Below are 17,454 nucleotides of genomic sequence, written 5' to 3'. Positions count from 1 at the left end.
AATTAAAAGGCAGTACCATAATATGCCTAAACTTAGTAGTATGATGGGTGAATAGGTGTTGGAATGCTCGTTAGAATGAAGCATGATAGGACAAGGTCTGTCATGAAACTTTGACAGTCTTTTTCTTTTCGTCTTCTGGATAACCTGTTAAGATGGTAGTAGTGTGACAACAAGTTAGTGTAAATGAGAGTGGTGACAATCAAGATGGATGAACAGAAAAAAGAAAGTACAGAACAGCAGCAGGAGCCGACTCCAGCTGAAATAAAGCCGGCAGGACAATTTATACAGCTAAAACCGTTTAAATTTATCATGCTAATGTTCTTTACGATTCTTATTACGGCAGGTTTAACGATTTTTGCGTTAACCTTTGGTGATAAGAAAGTAGTAGAAGTGAAAGTTCCGATTGAACGAGAGGAATTTACAAAATTATATGAAGCATTTGATTTACTGAAAAATAACTATTACCAAGATATCGATGATGAAAAAGTGGTCGATGGTGCGATCAATGGTATGTTTGAGGCATTAGGCGATCCCTATTCCGATTTCATGGTAAAGGAAGAAGCAGATCAATTTAATTCTGGCTTATCTTCGAGTTTCCAAGGAATTGGGGCAGAAATCCAAGAACGTAATGGTTATATTACAGTTGTGTCACCTATCAAAAATTCTCCTGCTGAAAAGGCAGGCTTATTACCAAAAGATATTATCTTAACAGTTGATGGGAAAAGCATTCAGGGCTTAAGTGCAACAGAAGCGGTTGCTTTAATTCGCGGTGAAAAAGGAACACCCGTGAAATTAACGGTGAAACGCGGCGAAAATACAGAGGCTATTCACATGACGATTGTTCGTGACGATATCCCAGTAGAAACCGTTTATGGTGAAATGCTTGATGGCAATATTGCCCATATTCAAATTACATCATTTAGTGAACAAACAACCAAAGAGCTTGAAAAAATCCTTGCTGAGTATGAAGGCAAAGGAATGAAGGGCATTGTCTTAGATCTACGTCAAAATCCTGGTGGCTATTTAACGGCTGCTGTCGATATTTCTAATTTCTTTGTACCAGAAGGAAAAGCGATTGTGCAGGTACAAGAAAAAGATGCAGAGCCTCAAATTACAAATGCCATTGCAGGTAAAAAATATAACCTACCAATTACAGTACTTGTCGATAGTGGTAGTGCCTCTGCCTCTGAGATTTTAGCAGGAGCATTAAAAGAATCAGTCGGTGCCAAAGTTGTAGGTGAAACATCCTTCGGTAAAGGGACTGTCCAAAATGTAACACCATTAAAAGACGGCTCGAATCTGAAATTTACAACAGGTAAATGGTTAACGCCAAACGGCAACTGGATTAATGAAAAAGGCATCGAGCCTGATGTTAAAGTTGGTTATCCATCGTATGCCTCTTTACCATACTTGAACGCCTCTTTAGAAATGAAGACAGGCCTACAATCTGACTCTGTGAAAGCAGCAGAGGAGATGCTTCAAGTGCTAGGGTATGAGCCTGGTGAAGTAGATGGAATCTTCGATGACAATACAGCGCATGCAGTAGAAGAACTACAAGCAGCGAGTAATCTTGAAGAAACAGGTATTTTAACAGGCAATACAACGTATGCATTAATGGATGCTATACGTGCGAAAATGAAAGCCGATGATCCTCAGTTATTAAAAGCGAAAGAGCTCCTTGTAGGGACAGCTGAAAAAACGGAGGAAACAACAAACTAACAGTGTAGCTGTCGCAGCAGTCGTCTTTCACGGCATCTGCGACAGCTTTTTTTATAGGAGGAACTAGAATGAAAGATGTGTACCTATTTAGTGGCTTTTTAGGGAGTGGCAAAACATCCATGCTGACAGATGTCATTCGCCAGCTAAAAGAAAAGAATTTAAAGCCTGCTGTTATTATGAATGAGCTAGGGAAGCTGCCATTTGACTCACAGGCAGTGGAGAAGGATATCCCGCTCAAGGAGATGCTAGAGGGCTGTATTTGCTGTTCTGGTGCTGAAAAAACGGAGGCACAAATTCAATCTCTTCTATTAGATAGTGATTTTGATGTGCTCATTATCGAAACAACAGGCGCAGCACATCCTGTAGAAGCATTGGATGCTGTTTTTTCACCGCTATTTGCAGATCAGCTCAATGTCAAAGGCATTATCACCGTGGCTGATTCTAAGCTCTGGCTACACCGTGATACATTAACACCACAAGTGCGCTCTTTATTTATGGAGCAAATTCGCCACGCACACCTCTTATTAGCAAATAAAACCGATTTATTAACAGAGGCAGAGCAAGGGCAGGTCGTCTATGAACTGCAGGGCTTGAACCCACATGCTTTTATTTTGCAAACAACAAATGGACGCGTACCGCTCAGCCTATTAGAAGGCTTAAAGGCAACGACACAAATTGATAAAACAGCCATTGTCAAAGCGCCGATAGCCTCAATGCAGCTAGGTTCCCGCTTAGTGGATTTCACAGATCAGGAATTTACACAGGAGCATTTTGAGGATTGGGTGCGTGCATTACCCGAAACGATCTATCGTATGAAAGGCTATGTACCGATTGAGGGCATCAAAAACCCAATGTTGTTCCAATATGCTTATGGAATGGTCCAATGGCTCCCAGAATATATAAAAATGCCAGCAAAACTTGTTATTATTGGAGAGAATGTTGGTGCATTACCTGTTATTGGGGTAAATTGAAGAAGAAAGCAACCTACGAATTTCTGCCATGTACAACCTGTGTAGTTTTACGCAGGTTGTTTTATTTTTATGTAAATGAAATGTAACGCTCTTGTAACATAAATGTAATATAAGATTGGCAGTAGGCTACGACACTAGCTGTCTCTAGGACAATTCAACGATAGCAATGAAAAAAAGAGGTTAAAAACCAAGTGCATAAAACATGCGTTTTTTATTCATGTTTTCGAAAATATCTACTAGTTTAAGAGGGGTGTCAACCCTCTTTCAAACGTAAGTATTTCATAGATTGGTTAAACCTGCTAAAAAATAGCGCGAAAAAAACGTGATTTTCCGCGCATTTTCTTCTTCGTTGGCGTTGTTAGCAAATGCTGGTAAGATTTTAATGAAAATCATCCCTTACGATTAGTGGCAGACAAGGAGGAATTGCAAACATGAAAAAAACACTAACAGCAATTTGTGCAACATTTCTTTTAGCAGCTCCAATTCAAATAGCTTCTGCTGCTGCAAATACAACAGAGGGGAATTCCGTACAGCAATCAACGAACTGTAAAGTTTATTATTATAAATGGTCAAACAACAATCATAAGTGGACAGTCAAACTTCCACAGGCATCTACACCATCTAAAGAGACGCCAACAACAAATAATACAACACCAACAAAGCCAAATAATAATCAATCATCACAAAACGAAAAGCCAGCAACACCACCAACTACTTCAACACCATCAACAACAACTTCAGATGTGAACGCATTTGAACAAGAAGTAGTAAAATTAACAAACGCTGAGCGTACAAAAGCTGGTTTATCACCACTTCAAACGGATGCGAAATTAATGGCTGCAGCTCGTGAAAAATCACAAGATATGCAAACAAACAAATATTTCTCACATACGAGCCCAACATTTGGTTCACCATTTGATCGTATGAAAGCTTTAGGCATCGCATATAAAGGTGCAGGTGAAAACATTGCTCAAGGTCAACGTTCTCCACAAGAAGTAGTACAAGCGTGGATGGACTCACCTGGACACCGTGCGAACATTTTAAACGGTAAATTTACGCACATCGGTGTAGGTTACGTAAAAACAGGTAACTACTGGACACAACAATTTATCCAAAAATAATCATTTATTAATAGAAGGATGCTCTACAAGTCTGTAAAGGCTTATAGGGCATCTTTATTTTATTGATTTAATGGTAAAATTTGATGAGAAAGGGGGGATAGAATTGAAACAATATAGCATAGCCATCGCGATTTTCTCATTGGCCATCTCTTTTGTGATAGGAAGCTGGCTCATCGCTACTAGTTTAAGGGAGCAACCAAAAGAACCCGTGCAACACCAGCTATTGTCACAAGAAGAGGCCGCGGATTATTTAGGGATTCATGTAGGAGAAGTGCTAAAATTAACAGAAATCCCAGATGGATCAAATAGTTACATAAGCGAAATCCCTCATGTGAAGGTAGGGAAGAAAGTCTATTATCCGAAGCAAGCCATGGATCGATGGCTACTGGATATGGAATTAATCGTTGTACCCTAAGGAAACATACTGTAAAAGGAGCTTTGCGGAATCCCTATAAAAAAGCGTGCCCTTGATGATAAAGAAGTGCGCGTATCTTAATAAAATGAGTGCTTTTCTTTTGAAAAGGAGCGGCTATCTTGATGAAAAGAGCGCTTCTACCTCAAAAAGGAGCGGTTATCCTGATATAAGGAGTGCTTCCCCTTCGAAAAGGAGCGTGAATCCTGATGAAAAGAGCGCTTCCCTCTCGAAAAAGAGCGGCTAACCTGATAGAAGGAGCGCTTCCGCCTAGAAAAGGAGCGGCTATCCTGATAGAAAGAGCGCTTCCCCTTCGAAAAGGAGCGGGAATCCTGATGAAAAGAGTGCTTCTACCTCAAAAAGGAGCGTCTATCCTGATGAAAAGAGCGCTTTCTCCTAGAAAAGGAGCGGGTATCCGGATAGAAGGAGCGCTTCCGCCTAGAAAAGGAGCGTCTATCCTGATAGAAAGAGCGTTTGGATCCCAAAAAGGAGCAGGAATCCAAATAAAAAGAGCGCCTTCCAATCCAAAAAGAGCGCTTCCGCCTGAAAAAGGAGCGTCTTCCAATCAAAAAAGAGCACTCTCCAATCAAAAATAGTCACCCTCCATATAAAGAGCGCCTCCCCAGCGGAAAAAGGTCGGTGAAATTTTTATTTCTCTTTTTAAAATAATAGTTTTTAAAATGTATTTTGGGGGAATTGATAAATAAGTAGTGGGTAAAAAGTAGGGAGAGGTGAGATGGATGAAAAAGCCGAATCTATTAAAGCAATTTTTTACAAAAGAAGAAAGTACGCATACGATTGCGCTGGCTACAGCTCAAGACCATCGTTTGTTTTCATATGCCATGTCCTTTGCCAAGTATCACCCCGATATGATGATTGTGTTTTCGGCAGATGGTGAAATTATTTATGTGAATCAAGAGGCACTCTATCAACTATTACAATATCGACCTAGTCATGCAGAGGATTTTAAGAAAATTCTGACCGAGGCAGATTATAAACGGTTAAAAAGAGCGTTCAATCGAACATTACGAGGAAAGTCGGTCAAAATTGATATTGAAAGGCTACAGCATCAAGGACAAAATCTAAGCCTCGTGCTGACATTTATACCGATCAAAAATGATGATAATCAGGCGGAGGGGCTCTATTTAATCATTGAAGATATGTCCACTTATTCCGCCATGAAGCATCAGTTAATGCTCCATGAGAAGCATTTAAATTACGCCCAGCATATTGCGGCAGTTGGGAGCTGGGAGTACTTTATTCAGCATGACAAACTGTATTGCTCGGATAATTTTTATCATATCTTTGGCTTTGAGCGTTCAGATAATGATGGCATTGATCGCGCGTTCCAGTTCATTCATCCAGATGATTATGAAAGGACCTACGATGCATTTAATCATGCACGAAAAGGGACTAATTTTGACAGTGACTTTCGAATTTATCACGGTAAAACCAATGACCTGCGTTTTTTACAAGCGGCTGCCGAAGTGATATGGAAGGATGACAAGCCCTTTAAGATGATAGGGGTTGTCAAAGATGAAACGGCTTTCAAACTACTTGAGCAAACGTTAAATGACACACTAGCCAATTACCATTCTATCTTTGACAATTTAGATGCAGGGATTTGGATGCGAGATTCCATTAGGGGGAATATGCTGTTCGCCTCTAAAGGGCTAGAGGGCATTTTAGGGATTCCGTTAGCCAAGCTTTACGAAGACTCAGAAGTATGGATTAATATGATTCATCCTGCTCATCGTGAGGAAGTATTAGCGTATACGGATCATCTCGCTTCAGGCAAGAGCTATCAAGTGATATATCGTATACTCACAAGTGATAACCAGACCAAGTGGTTACTGGAACAAATTGTGCCAAGACTAGATGAGGAGGGCGAGGTGAACCATATTTTCGGCTTAGTAACCGATATTACAAAGGAGATCGAACGGGAAAAGAAGCTGAATTATTTAGTGTATTATGATGAATTAACTGGTTTACCGAATCGGTTGAGCTTGCATGATAAAGTCGATACATTATGCGTAGCTGGCGAACCCTTCGCGCTATTATATATTTCCATTAATCGCTTTCATGTATTAAATAATGCGCTCGGTACGAAAATTGGTGATGAGCTTCTTCGAACGGTGACCAACTATTTTTCAACGCTAACCGATGATCATAGTTACATGGCACGCCTAGACAATCAACATTTTATCATTGTCATTAAAAAATATGTGAGCAAGCAGCATATTTACGCATTGGCTAGCCGTTTGCTGAAAACTTTTGAAACACCTCTTTCCATTAATGACTATCGCCTGCACCTATCTGCTAGCATTGGCATTGCTTTTTATCCAGAGGAAGGCTTAACGAGAAACATCTTGTTAGAAAATGCGTACTCTGCTTTGTGCTACGCGCAACAGCAGGGAAGGAATCGCTTTCATATTTATGCCTTTACCGAAGATATTACTTCCTATAAGCATTACGTGTTAGATCGCGATATGCGACAAGCAATGTTAAATGAGGAATTTGAGTTATATTTTCAACCATTGGTAGAACCGCAAAAGGGGATTATTTATGGGGCAGAGGCGTTAATCCGTTGGCATCATAAAGAATGGGGCCTTGTATCACCTGGTGAATTTATTCCATTAGCGGAAGAAAACCATATGATTCATATCATTACAGATTGGGTGATTAAAAAAGCATGTACTTTATTACAGCACTGGAAACAGCAAGGACATGTGTTACGAACAATTAGCATTAATATATCACCGATTCGTTTGATGAAAAAGGGCTTTATTCAGTTTGTACAAGAGCAATTACAGATCAATTCGATTGAAGCTCATTATTTACAGTTCGAGATTACCGAAAGTACCATCTTAAAAAATAGTACAAGTGTGATGACGGTTTTAAAGGAACTGCAAGAAATCGGTGTCAAAATTGCCATTGGTGATTTTGGGACAGGCTACTCATCCTTAGAATCATTGCGAACATTCCAACCAACGACACTCCATATCTATGAAGCGTTTATTCGTGAAATTCGTCATGATCGTCCGATTGAAAATGGACTCATTTCCACAACGATTTATTTAGCAAAAATGCTCGGTATTCAGGTAGTGGCAAAAGGAGTTGAAAATTACGAGCAATTTATCTTTTTAAAGCAACAAGAATGTGATTATGTGCAAGGCAGCATCTATGCGAAGGCGGTCCCTGCAAAAGCCTTTGAAAAAATGCTGGCACAAGGCGTTTTAACACCGCCGAAAGCCATTGCTCATAAAAAACCCGTGGTGGAGAGACGCAAATATTACCGCTTCCAATTCCCAGCCTATGTGAAGGGCTTCATGACGATTATCGAAATGAATGAGCAAAAAATTAATATCGGTCATACCCCTATCATCATCGAAAATATTAGCTTAGGAGGCATGAAGATTCGCTCTTCTTTAAAGCTACCAGTCAATCAAACGATGAAGTTTAAATTTAGCTTTATTTTGATGAATCAATCATTTAACTTAGAGGGTACATTTAGATGGACTTTAGAAGAAAAATATCAAATTTATTCTTATGGGGTCGCCTTCAATTTGACGCAGGAGGATGAAGGGAAATTAGCCCCGATCATCAATCGAATGACAACCTTGCATAATAACCATGAAAAAATAGAGGGAACACCCTTTATGTATGAGGATATCGAAGCTTATTTTAAAAAATAGCACATCATGAAGATGCCCATTTGTTCTTAAGGGCATCTTTTTTCATGGCATTGTATCCCGCTAGCTCCGCGTTTGAAATAGAAGAAAAATGCTTATACTCCCCAGTAGAGGAGGCGTTTTATGGATAAAGTGAAGTATATGATGAAAAGCCTGCAAAAGGCATTCTACCATTCCTCGGATTTGACCATCAGACAAATAGATTGGCATGAAGGGAATACGGCTATTTTATGCTTTTACGCTTCTCTAGTTGATGCGAAAGAAGTTCAAAAAATATTGGATACGATTTATGCACGTTTAGATACAGAAAAACCTTTTTGGAGTGAAACCTTACTTACGACATTGCAAGATTTTTCCTTGCCACAAGCGATTGAACGAGTTTGTCAAGGTGAAACACTCGTGATTTTGCCTGACACGGGTGAGATGCTGACACTCAACATCATTAATGAGGTACGTCGAAATCTCGAAGAGCCGATTAACGAACATATTCTTCGTGGCTCCCATGAGGGGCTTATTGAGCGTGCGGATACCAATTTAGCCTTGATAAGAAGGCGAGTGAATAATCCTGCCCTTGTCGTAAAATCTTTCTCGATTGGTCATCAAACCAAAACAAAAGCCTATTATCTGTATATGGATGGGGTTATACAGCATGAGACCTTACAGGAGATTGAAAAGCGAATTGCAGCGATTCAAATCGATTATTTTTATAGTATTGGTCAATTAAGTGATGCTTTAGAGGATTCGGTGCTATCGCCATTTCCTCAATTGTTAAATACAGAGCATCCAGATCGCGTGGTAGCTAATCTAGTGGAGGGCAAGGTTGTGATCATGACCGATATTTCCCCTTCAGCCTTAATTGGTCCTGTGACGTTTTTCTCTTTCTACCAAACACCCGATGACTACAATGGTCGGGTTGTCGTTGGTACCTTTTATAAAATAGTCCGTTTGCTGTCGTTTATAACGGCGGTTTTTTTACCAGCTTTTTATATAGCAGTGATTAGCTTTCACTTTGAGGTACTGCCCTTAGAATTAAGTAATCAAGTGAAAAATGATGTCAACGATATTCCTTATCGACCACTAATCGAAGCTCTCATACTGGAGATTATTATGGAGCTCATTCGAGAATCGAGTATTCGCTTGCCACAATCGGTTGGGCAAACGATTGGAATCGTCGGGGGATTAGTAATAGGAGATGCCATCGTTAGTGCGGGGTTAGTGTCGAATTTAATGATCATTGTCGTCGCCCTAACGGCTATTTCAAGCTATGTTGTGCCATCTGTTGAATTGAATAGTACGATACGTATGCTACGTTTTCCGTTTATGGTACTCGCCTCATTGTTTGGGTTTTTAGGGATTGTCGTGGGGATTGTTATTTTACTCATTCATCTTATCAGTTTAACATCTATCAAACAGCCGTATTTTTCACCCATCGTACCTTTTCAGCCGAAAGCAGTGTTTAAAATTTTTTTACGCTGGCCATTCATTAAACCAACAGTCCAAGTCACTTCCTTTCAACCGCCGAACGATGAACAGCTAAAAAATGAGGATACACCATGAATTTTTCTTTATCCAAGGCGCAATTTTTTTTACTACTATTTATCATTCAAACAGGTGTTGTCTACATTGCCTTCCAAACACCATTAATCATTTACAGTCAACACAGTGCTTGGGTTGTTTTTATTTTAGCGAGTGTCATTCATTATGGCCTGTTATGCTTGTTTGAACAGTATTATCCGTATTTCTATTTAAATGGATTTTTTCGCTGGGTCTATCAAATCTATTGGCTAGTTTTAAACGCTGTATTGATTGCCTATATGGGGTATGTTTTAGCCACATGGGTCTTACCACAAACACCTGAATGGCTTGTAGTTGGGATGATTGTAGGGCTGTCCTTGTATGCCAATCTTGTAAGACCAGAAACGGTCATCAACATTGGTGTCATGCTCATACCTATCATTTTCCTCTTCGTGATCTTTTTAATGCTTGCTGTTCCAGATTTAACGTGGAGTAATCTTTTTCCCGTTGAATGGCACAATACGAAACTAATCATGGCGGGCTTGATTCATAGTACCTATGCTTTTTTTGGAATTGAAATGTACCTTATTTATCGACCGTTTCTAAAACAAGATACACAAGTGAAAGGTCGGCCTTTATTCATCTACCAATTGGTCCTTTTTGTATTTTATATGATTTCCGTGCTTTTTACGCAAATGTTCTTTGCCCTAGAGGAAATTAAACTGATCCCAGAGCCAATCATGTATATTTTAAAATCACAGGAAGTGACATTTGTTAAAAGACTTGATATTTTCTTCGTCTATATTTGGCTATCGTGGTCTATTGTCACGGTCATGATTTTTGGTCTGTCTTTTCGCGTGCTATATTTTTCAAAAAAGAGGAAGCACCCGAAACGGAGTATTGTCATTTACCATCTTTTACTAGCAATCCTACCGCTCTTTGTAATGCAATTTCAACAAATTGAGTTTATCAAAAATTCTTTACACTATGTATTACTAGTGTTTACTTTTCTACTACCAATGATCATTATGTGTTGGAATAAATGGAGGGGAAAACGTGTTTCGTAAAGGGAGTATCATCATCTTATCTATAGTACTAGTGGCTGGCTGTTGGGATGAACGCCTTTATAAAAACGCTTCTGTTGTGACGCTCGTTGGTGTGGAAGGATATGTTGGGGATTATAAAGGTTATTATGCCTATCCAAATACAACAACTCAGCAAAATGAAGTGATTGAAGCGGACGGGATTTCACCGAGAGACGTGCGCACGAATGCCAATTTGAAAGTTGAGCAAACACTGGATTTATCGGAGCTATCAACCATCCTAATAGCCGATTATACGGTGAGGAAACCCATTTATGATGTCTTGGACATATATTTTCGTGATCCTAAAAATCCGATTTCCATTAAAGTGGCGATAACAGAAGGGGATGTCAAACCATATATTGACTTAACAAAGGATTTAGCAGGAAGTGCCGGATCCTATTATGAACGCTTTATCGAAAGCACAGAGGAAAATACATTTTTTCCGAAATTAGATTTACAGACGATTGGCTCCATGCTATTTGAACAGACCGTTGATATTGTACTTCCTTATTTCCAGCTAAGTGAGGATAAACAACATGCTGTAGTGGCTGGATTAGCCTTGTTTTCAGGTCAAACGTTTACAGGCACAGTATTAACACCAAAACAATCACTCATCATGCTTATCTTAATGAATCAATCGAACAAACAAGCACGTATGAGCTATATGTGGAAGCATGACGGGAAAGAAATGCCGATTACAGCAAATGTCATCCATATAAAGCGTAAATGGACAGTGAATGAGGAACTAAGAAGAATAACGATGGATTACCAAGTTGAGGTGGAAATCGAAGAATTCGCCCAAGATCATTTATATAAAGACCCGATTTTTAAGGATGTTCAACAAATGATTCAAGAGCATGTGCAGGCTGAGTTTGAGGAGGTTATTCGTATTCTTCAGAATCAAAAGTCTGATACATTAGGAATTGGTCGCTATATTCGCGCTTATCACCCGAAAATGTTCAAAGAAGACTGGCATGCTGAATATGCTTCCTTACAGCTAGTGCCGTCTGTTCAAGTGAAAATCATTCGTACAGGTGTTTTACGTTAAAAAATCGCCTTTCTCAAGTTGGAGAAAAGCGATTTTTGTCGTTAGACTGTGACTCTTTTTTGAACAATCAGCAGGCGGATTAATAGGGTAATCGCGCCCATTGTTAAACCTGCCACAAGTCCAATCCAATAGCCAAACGGGCCGAAATCTGTATGCGTAGCAAGGGTATACCCAACTGGCAAGCCAATCACCCAGTAAGAGATAATGGCCATGATAAATGTGATCATGACATCCTTATAGCCTCTTAATGCCCCTTGTACAGGTGCTTGAATCGCATCAGATAGCTGGAAAATGGCTGCATAGACTAAAAATTGTACGGCATACTCAAGAACCATCTGATCAGTCGTATACATATGGGCTACAGGCTCACGTAAGATAAATAAGATGCAAGCAGAAATAAAGCTAAATAAAATGGCAGTGCCGACACATAGATAACTATACATACGAGCATCTCGCATGCGACCCGCCCCAATCTCAAAACCTACTAATATCGTGACGCCCATAGAAATACTGAGCGGCACCATGTATAACAGGGAGGTGAAATTGATGGCAATCTGATGGGCTGCGATAATTTCTGTGCTAAAATTACTCATCATCATGGTAACGGCAGAAAAAATACTCGTTTCTGCAAAGAGGGAAATGCCGATTGGTACACCAATCAATAAAATTTCCTTCCAACGAAGCCATTCAAGCTTAGGCCAGTCATGAAACAGACGGAAGCGTTCGAACGGTACTCGTTTGGCGATAATCCATACAGTAATCAGGAATATTAGCCAGTATGTAATCGCTGTAGCTACACCAGCCCCGATGCCACCAAGCTCAGGTGCACCGAATTTGCCGAAAATAAAGATATAGTTCAGCACGATATTGATCGGCGTCGTCATTAAGGTAATGATCATTGTGACACGTGTCTGGCCAAGGGCATCGATAAAACAACGCATAACAAAAAATAAGAAGAGTGGCAGAAGACCAGCACACATCGAATAGATATAGCCTTTTGCAATGGTATGTACAGCAGATTCTAAGTTCATCTTGCTAAGTATCCAATCGATGCCAAAGAAGAGTCCTGTAAAAATAAGGACTGCCAGCAGTATCGCAACATAAATGCCTTGCTGGACTGCCTTTTTTGCATCCATCTCTTTTTTAGCTCCGACAAGCTGTGAGACAATGGGGGTAATTGCAAGAAGTATACCTGATAGTCCTGTATAAATCGGCATCCAAATGGAGGAACCAATCGAGACACCTGCTAAATCAACCGTCCCATAGCGACTGGACATTAAAATATCAAAAAATGAAATAAGATAAATGGCTACCTGTGTCACTAAAATAGGGACAATCATTTTTAAGAGTAGCGCGTATTTTTCCTTAATTGTGGATGTTTGATACATATTTTCTACTTCCTTCATGAACATAATGAACAAGTATAGCATATGTAAAGAGAGAAAAGCTGAAATTTTCATGCTTCATCTATATCTTTTCCTCCGCATATAGTAAAATAGAACACTGTAAACAAAAAGTAGTGCTAACTACAATGGTTTTAAGGAATAGGAGAATTTGTGTGAAACAACAAACAATCATTTTAACCGGTGGTGGGACAGCTGGCCATGTATCGTTAAACCAAGCGATACTCCCGTCTTTACTTGAACTTGGTTATGATGTCCACTATATTGGCTCTGAGCAGGGTATTGAAAAAGAATTAATTGGCGAGGCGTTCCCCGATGTTCCGTTTTATGGCATTGCGAGTGGTAAATTGCGTCGTTATTTCTCGATGAAAAATTTTACAGATCCGTTTAAGGTGCTTGCTGGAATGATGCAGGCTTTTCGTATTATTAAAAAAGTGAAGCCACATGTTATCTTTTCAAAAGGAGGGTTTGTCTCTGTACCCGTTGTGATGGCAGCGAAATTGGCAGGTGTGCCAGTCGTCATCCATGAGTCCGATGTAACACCTGGTCTTGCCAACAAAATAGCCTTGCCTTTTGCTTCTCATGTATTCACGATTTTTGAAGAAACATTAAAGCATCTACCGCAAGAAAAGGCGACTTGCACAGGCTCCATTATTCGTCCTGAGTTATTTGAGGGGGAAAGAGCAAGGGGGCTATCTTTCTGTGGCTTCTCCACATTGAAGCCTGTATTGCTTGTGATGGGTGGAAGTTTGGGTTCTGTTGTCCTAAATGAGGCATTGCGTAAAAACTTACCAGAGCTTCTAAAGCAATTTCACATCATTCACTTATGTGGAAAAGGGAACTATGACCAAGCACTAGAGGCGATGCCAGGCTACAAGCAATTTGAGTATGTGACAACGGAGTTACCTGATTTATTGCATGCTGCAGATTTTATTGTGTCACGAGCAGGCTCTAACTCCATCTTTGAATTTTTAGCGCTTCACAAGCCGATGCTATTAGTACCTCTCTCTGCGCAAAAAAGCCGTGGGGATCAAATTTTAAATGCCAACTTGTTTAAAAAACAAGGTTACGCAGAAGTGTTACAGGAAGAAGAGCTGACAAAGGAATCTTTTATGAAGTCTGTTCATACACTAACAGAGCGTAAAGTGGCAATGGTAGAGACAATGGCAAAAACGCAAAAACCAAAAACACCAGATGAAATGGCGTCCTTAATTTTACGCTACAAAAAATAAGTGCTATTTGAAAAGAAAAGAAGCTATGAGGCAGGTCAAAATGACAACACCTTATAGCTTCTCTTTTATCTATATCGCACACTACATTGCTTGCTCTTCGCCTTCTTGCATTTGATGTGCCGTTGTTAGGTAGAATAAATCTTTTGGAATTTTAAATAAATCAAATTGTGCCTCACCGCTATTGACCTGTGCTAATAATGTTGGGTGACTTTCATTGGCGTTCACTACATAAGGTAGCTTTAAAGCAGCACGCTGTGATTTTAAATTTTCAACTCGTATACGGAGAAATACCGTGTGGAAATTATAGTCAAAAAATAATTCGTTCAAAAATAACATTTTCGCTTTTTGATTATAACCTTTACCTTGGTAAGGGAGTCCAATCCACGTTCCTAGAAAGCCTGCACCGTCCTCCACATCGTGAATACTAATGGTGCCGATTGGTTGACCCCAATCATCAGTTATGGTCCTCGAGATAGCGAGTCCTCTCGCTTCCTCTTCAATCAGTTGTTTTGTCATAAACCAATATTCATCAGCAGATGTGGCTTTTTGACGGACAAAAGGGAATACAGAAGGGTGTGATAATAGCTCATAAAGCTCTGTACATTCATGCAGGTCTCGATGTTTAAGCATACGAAACGCCTCCTTTACTAGGGTAGTTAAAACAATTCCGTTGAAGCATAAAGAAGAAAACTAAAATTCGTACTGGAATTAAAACCCAAAGAACTAGACGTTATAACTATGATATTCCATAATCTCCCGCTGTCTTACTGATTTCGACCATACCGAAAAAAGGCTAGTTTTTTAAATATAATATAACATATAATCTGTTTGATGCAATCATTTTGCTCGTAAAAAAACAAAATTTGAGTTTAATAGTCAGTAAATTCTGACAAAAGAAATGAGATTATCAATAATATTGTTGTTTTTTAGCATTAAGCCTATCCTATCAATTTTATCTAATATTAATCATTTATCTAATCCTTTAGTAGGAATAGAGACTTGCTAGAATAGGTAATATACCAAAAATTATCCTAAAAAGGATATAATTTTTATGATTCTAGAAAGGTAATTTTTTATTTTTATGTTATAATAGTAGTATTAATTTTAATCTAATGAAACATACATATGAACATTTCTATCATGATGGCAATGGCTTTTCTGGAGGTGACAGCATGGAGTATATTTTAAGCGAAGATTTCTTTAATTCATTATTTATTGGAAAGGATTTTGCTTTTCTCGTGAAAAAAGTTGGGGACGATTATCAATATATTCGCTTAAATCAAGCAGCTCGAGATCTGTTATCGAATGAGGCGATTGGCAAAATGATTTCGGCCGTTACCTCAAAGCGTAATTTTTCGATCATTCAGAAAAATTATCATGAGGCAATTAGAGAACATAAACAGGTTGACTATGTAGATTATGCATATGTTCAGTCGGAGGTTCGTAAATATGAAACATCCGTCAGACCGTTGAAATATAAGAATGAAGACTATATATTAGCCATCACGAAGGAAATACTTTATGACCGCAGTATTGAAGATAAATTTTTATTTATGCGGTCCATGTTTGATCATGCCTTTTTCTCTACGGTCATTTTATCGGCTGAGGGTATAGTATACGAAGTGAATTCAAGCTTTATGGAAGATTTTCAACTAGATAATGAAACGGTCAAACAAAAAATGTTTGTGGATTTACCGATTATTCCAAAAGAAGAAGTGGAACAAATTCAAGTTTGTTTACAAAAAGCTGCACGAGGAGAAAATGTGGGTGAAAAGTTTATTAAATTGCATACATTGGACCAGCAGGAACGCATGTATTTGCTGTCGTTATCACCGGTGATGCAGGACGATAATTCCTTTGCCATATTTCTTGTTATGCAAGATTTTACACAATTTACTTTACAAAAAGCAGAACTACGCTCGAAGTCTCATGGGCTAGAAGTATTTAAATCTGCATTAAATTCAGCGACGGCCATTGCTGTATTAGATCATGAGTGCAACATCACTGAAGTGAGTGATATGTTTTTACAGGCTTCTGGCTACACGGCTGAGGAGTTAATCGGTCAGCCCTACGCATTAATTGAACCTCGGTTCCGTGGGCAAAACCTTTTACCAATAATCGAAAGTAAGCTGGATACGGTGGGGATTTGGCGTGGAGAGCTTTGCTATCGAACAAAATATCATGCCGATTATTGGGTAGAAGCAACCATCGTACCATTAAAAAATGAGTTTGGTCAAATTGAACAAATTTTAACCATTAACTATGATATTACCGATAAGAAAAGAATGTTCACAGAATTAAAAAATATTGAACGTACATTCCGACTCATTACGGAAAATACAAACGATTTAATTGTGATTACAAATGAAGATGGCATCATTATTTATGCTTCGCCTTCCTATGGTATTTATTTGGGCTATGAAAATGTAGAGCTACAAGGACAATTTTACAGTGACATTATTGATCGGGAAAGTAAGGGCGAATGGCAGACATTCTTGAATAATTATACAGGACAAACTGATTCTCAGTTCGAGCTATTGCTGAAGGCGAAGGATGGGACACCGATTTGGACGGAGGGGAATGTCACGGTTGTGCATGATCCTGAACGTGAAAAGGTTTCGCAAATTATGATGGTGTCTCGTGAAATTACCCATCGCAAAGAAAGGGAAAATGATTTGCTGTATCTAGCCTATCATGATGCTTTAACACAGCTACCCAATCGGCGCTATTTACAAAAGGAGTTTCCAAAAATCCTGGCTGAAGCAAATGAAAATCAGACTAGTGTGGCGATGCTCTATATAGATGGCGATGATTTTAAAGAAGTAAATGATGGCTTCGGCCATGACACAGGCGATGCGTTTATTCAGCGATTTGGCAGTTGCTTGAACAAAACAGTCCGAAGCCACGACATGGTTATTCGAATAGGTGGCGATGAATTTATTGTCATCTTAACAGGCTTAACGAGAGAGCAAGAAAAAAGACATCATCAAATTATGCATATTATTCGTCGCATCCGTGATGAATTAGCAGAAGGCTGGATGATAGAGGACCATCTATTTACACCAACAGCCTCTATTGGCATTGCCTATTACCCAGACCATGCCCAATCTTTGGATGAGCTAATGGATTTAGCTGACCAAGCATTATATAAATCAAAAGAATTGGGGAAAAACAACCTCTCCATTTCCGACATACACTAAAAAAGTCTGTCCACAAGGATTTCCTTGTGAGACAGACTTTTTATTTGATGTTATGC

Annotated in this window: 13 protein-coding genes; 11 read left to right on the top strand and 2 right to left on the bottom strand. The window is 39.2% G+C overall.

Annotated features, from left to right (window positions below; all coding sequences use genetic code 11):
• Positions 1–204: 204 nt before the first annotated feature.
• The 9 genes from ACEVFT_RS16205 (at position 205) to ACEVFT_RS16165 (ending at position 11,563) form a co-directional block, all read left to right on the top strand.
• Positions 205–1,719 carry a lmo1851 family serine protease gene (locus ACEVFT_RS16205; RefSeq protein WP_205443420.1) on the top strand — a complete coding sequence of 505 codons (1,515 nt, stop codon included), beginning with the start codon at positions 205–207 and terminating at the stop codon, positions 1,717–1,719.
• A 68-nt stretch (positions 1,720–1,787) separates the two neighbouring features.
• Positions 1,788–2,690, top strand: coding sequence for a CobW family GTP-binding protein (locus ACEVFT_RS16200; RefSeq protein ID WP_393950718.1), 903 nt, complete (start codon positions 1,788–1,790; stop codon positions 2,688–2,690).
• 431 nt (positions 2,691–3,121) lie between these two features.
• The gene (locus ACEVFT_RS16195) at positions 3,122–3,811 is read left to right on the top strand and encodes a CAP domain-containing protein (RefSeq protein ID WP_342534677.1); all 690 of its coding nucleotides are present in this window, start codon (positions 3,122–3,124) and stop codon (positions 3,809–3,811) included.
• 103 nt (positions 3,812–3,914) lie between these two features.
• Positions 3,915–4,226, top strand: a complete 312-nt coding sequence (locus ACEVFT_RS16190) for a helix-turn-helix domain-containing protein (RefSeq protein ID WP_205443424.1) — start codon at positions 3,915–3,917, stop codon at positions 4,224–4,226.
• 206 nt (positions 4,227–4,432) lie between these two features.
• Complete coding sequence (locus ACEVFT_RS16185; protein ID WP_393950717.1) at positions 4,433–4,819, top strand: hypothetical protein; 387 nt, start codon at positions 4,433–4,435, stop codon at positions 4,817–4,819.
• A 144-nt stretch (positions 4,820–4,963) separates the two neighbouring features.
• Positions 4,964–7,918: an EAL domain-containing protein gene (locus ACEVFT_RS16180; protein ID WP_393950716.1), complete on the top strand. Its 2,955-nt coding sequence runs from the start codon at positions 4,964–4,966 to the stop codon at positions 7,916–7,918.
• Between the two features lie 120 nt (positions 7,919–8,038).
• The gene (locus ACEVFT_RS16175; protein WP_393950715.1) at positions 8,039–9,472 is read left to right on the top strand and encodes a spore germination protein; all 1,434 of its coding nucleotides are present in this window, start codon (positions 8,039–8,041) and stop codon (positions 9,470–9,472) included.
• On the top strand, positions 9,469–10,497 hold the full coding sequence (locus ACEVFT_RS16170; RefSeq protein WP_393950714.1) for a GerAB/ArcD/ProY family transporter: 1,029 nt from the start codon (positions 9,469–9,471) through the stop codon (positions 10,495–10,497). Before ACEVFT_RS16175 ends, ACEVFT_RS16170 begins: the two co-directional genes overlap by 4 nt.
• Complete coding sequence (locus tag ACEVFT_RS16165) at positions 10,487–11,563, top strand: Ger(x)C family spore germination protein (RefSeq protein WP_342443629.1); 1,077 nt, start codon at positions 10,487–10,489, stop codon at positions 11,561–11,563. Before ACEVFT_RS16170 ends, ACEVFT_RS16165 begins: the two co-directional genes overlap by 11 nt.
• A 41-nt stretch (positions 11,564–11,604) precedes the next feature.
• On the opposite strand, the gene ACEVFT_RS16160 is transcribed toward ACEVFT_RS16165, so the two are convergent.
• The gene (locus ACEVFT_RS16160) at positions 11,605–12,951 is read right to left on the bottom strand and encodes an MATE family efflux transporter (RefSeq protein ID WP_205443434.1); all 1,347 of its coding nucleotides are present in this window, start codon (positions 12,949–12,951) and stop codon (positions 11,605–11,607) included.
• 170 nt (positions 12,952–13,121) lie between these two features.
• On the opposite strand from ACEVFT_RS16160, the gene ACEVFT_RS16155 reads away from it, so the two are divergent.
• Positions 13,122–14,198, top strand: a complete 1,077-nt coding sequence (locus tag ACEVFT_RS16155; RefSeq protein WP_393950713.1) for an undecaprenyldiphospho-muramoylpentapeptide beta-N-acetylglucosaminyltransferase — start codon at positions 13,122–13,124, stop codon at positions 14,196–14,198.
• 81 nt (positions 14,199–14,279) lie between these two features.
• On the opposite strand, the gene ACEVFT_RS16150 is transcribed toward ACEVFT_RS16155, so the two are convergent.
• Positions 14,280–14,828, bottom strand: a complete 549-nt coding sequence (locus tag ACEVFT_RS16150; protein ID WP_205443437.1) for a GNAT family N-acetyltransferase — start codon at positions 14,826–14,828, stop codon at positions 14,280–14,282.
• 542 nt (positions 14,829–15,370) lie between these two features.
• Here ACEVFT_RS16150 and ACEVFT_RS16145 point away from each other — a divergent pair.
• The gene (locus ACEVFT_RS16145; RefSeq protein ID WP_205443439.1) at positions 15,371–17,398 is read left to right on the top strand and encodes a diguanylate cyclase domain-containing protein; all 2,028 of its coding nucleotides are present in this window, start codon (positions 15,371–15,373) and stop codon (positions 17,396–17,398) included.
• Positions 17,399–17,454: the final 56 nt, after the last annotated feature.

The sequence above is a fragment of the Lysinibacillus sp. PWR01 genome, from assembly GCF_043359455.1.
Lineage (GTDB): Bacteria > Bacillota > Bacilli > Bacillales_A > Planococcaceae > Lysinibacillus > Lysinibacillus fusiformis_F.
This window is presented reverse-complemented; position numbering and strand designations above follow the sequence as displayed.

What these genes read in the sequence shown, in the direction of transcription:
- ACEVFT_RS16200 (WP_393950718.1), top strand. Translation starts at nt 1,788, where the DNA reads ATGAAAGATGTGTACCTATTTAGTGGCTTTTTAGGGAGTGGCAAAACA.
- ACEVFT_RS16195 (WP_342534677.1), top strand. Translation starts at nt 3,122, where the DNA reads ATGAAAAAAACACTAACAGCAATTTGTGCAACATTTCTTTTAGCAGCT.
- ACEVFT_RS16175 (WP_393950715.1), top strand. Translation starts at nt 8,039, where the DNA reads ATGGATAAAGTGAAGTATATGATGAAAAGCCTGCAAAAGGCATTCTAC.
- ACEVFT_RS16150 (WP_205443437.1), bottom strand. Translation starts at nt 14,828, where the DNA reads ATGCTTAAACATCGAGACCTGCATGAATGTACAGAGCTTTATGAGCTA.
- ACEVFT_RS16205 (WP_205443420.1), top strand. Translation starts at nt 205, where the DNA reads ATGGATGAACAGAAAAAAGAAAGTACAGAACAGCAGCAGGAGCCGACT.
- ACEVFT_RS16145 (WP_205443439.1), top strand. Translation starts at nt 15,371, where the DNA reads ATGGAGTATATTTTAAGCGAAGATTTCTTTAATTCATTATTTATTGGA.
- ACEVFT_RS16170 (WP_393950714.1), top strand. Translation starts at nt 9,469, where the DNA reads ATGAATTTTTCTTTATCCAAGGCGCAATTTTTTTTACTACTATTTATC.
- ACEVFT_RS16185 (WP_393950717.1), top strand. Translation starts at nt 4,433, where the DNA reads ATGAAAAGAGCGCTTCCCTCTCGAAAAAGAGCGGCTAACCTGATAGAA.
- ACEVFT_RS16180 (WP_393950716.1), top strand. Translation starts at nt 4,964, where the DNA reads ATGAAAAAGCCGAATCTATTAAAGCAATTTTTTACAAAAGAAGAAAGT.
- ACEVFT_RS16160 (WP_205443434.1), bottom strand. Translation starts at nt 12,951, where the DNA reads ATGTATCAAACATCCACAATTAAGGAAAAATACGCGCTACTCTTAAAA.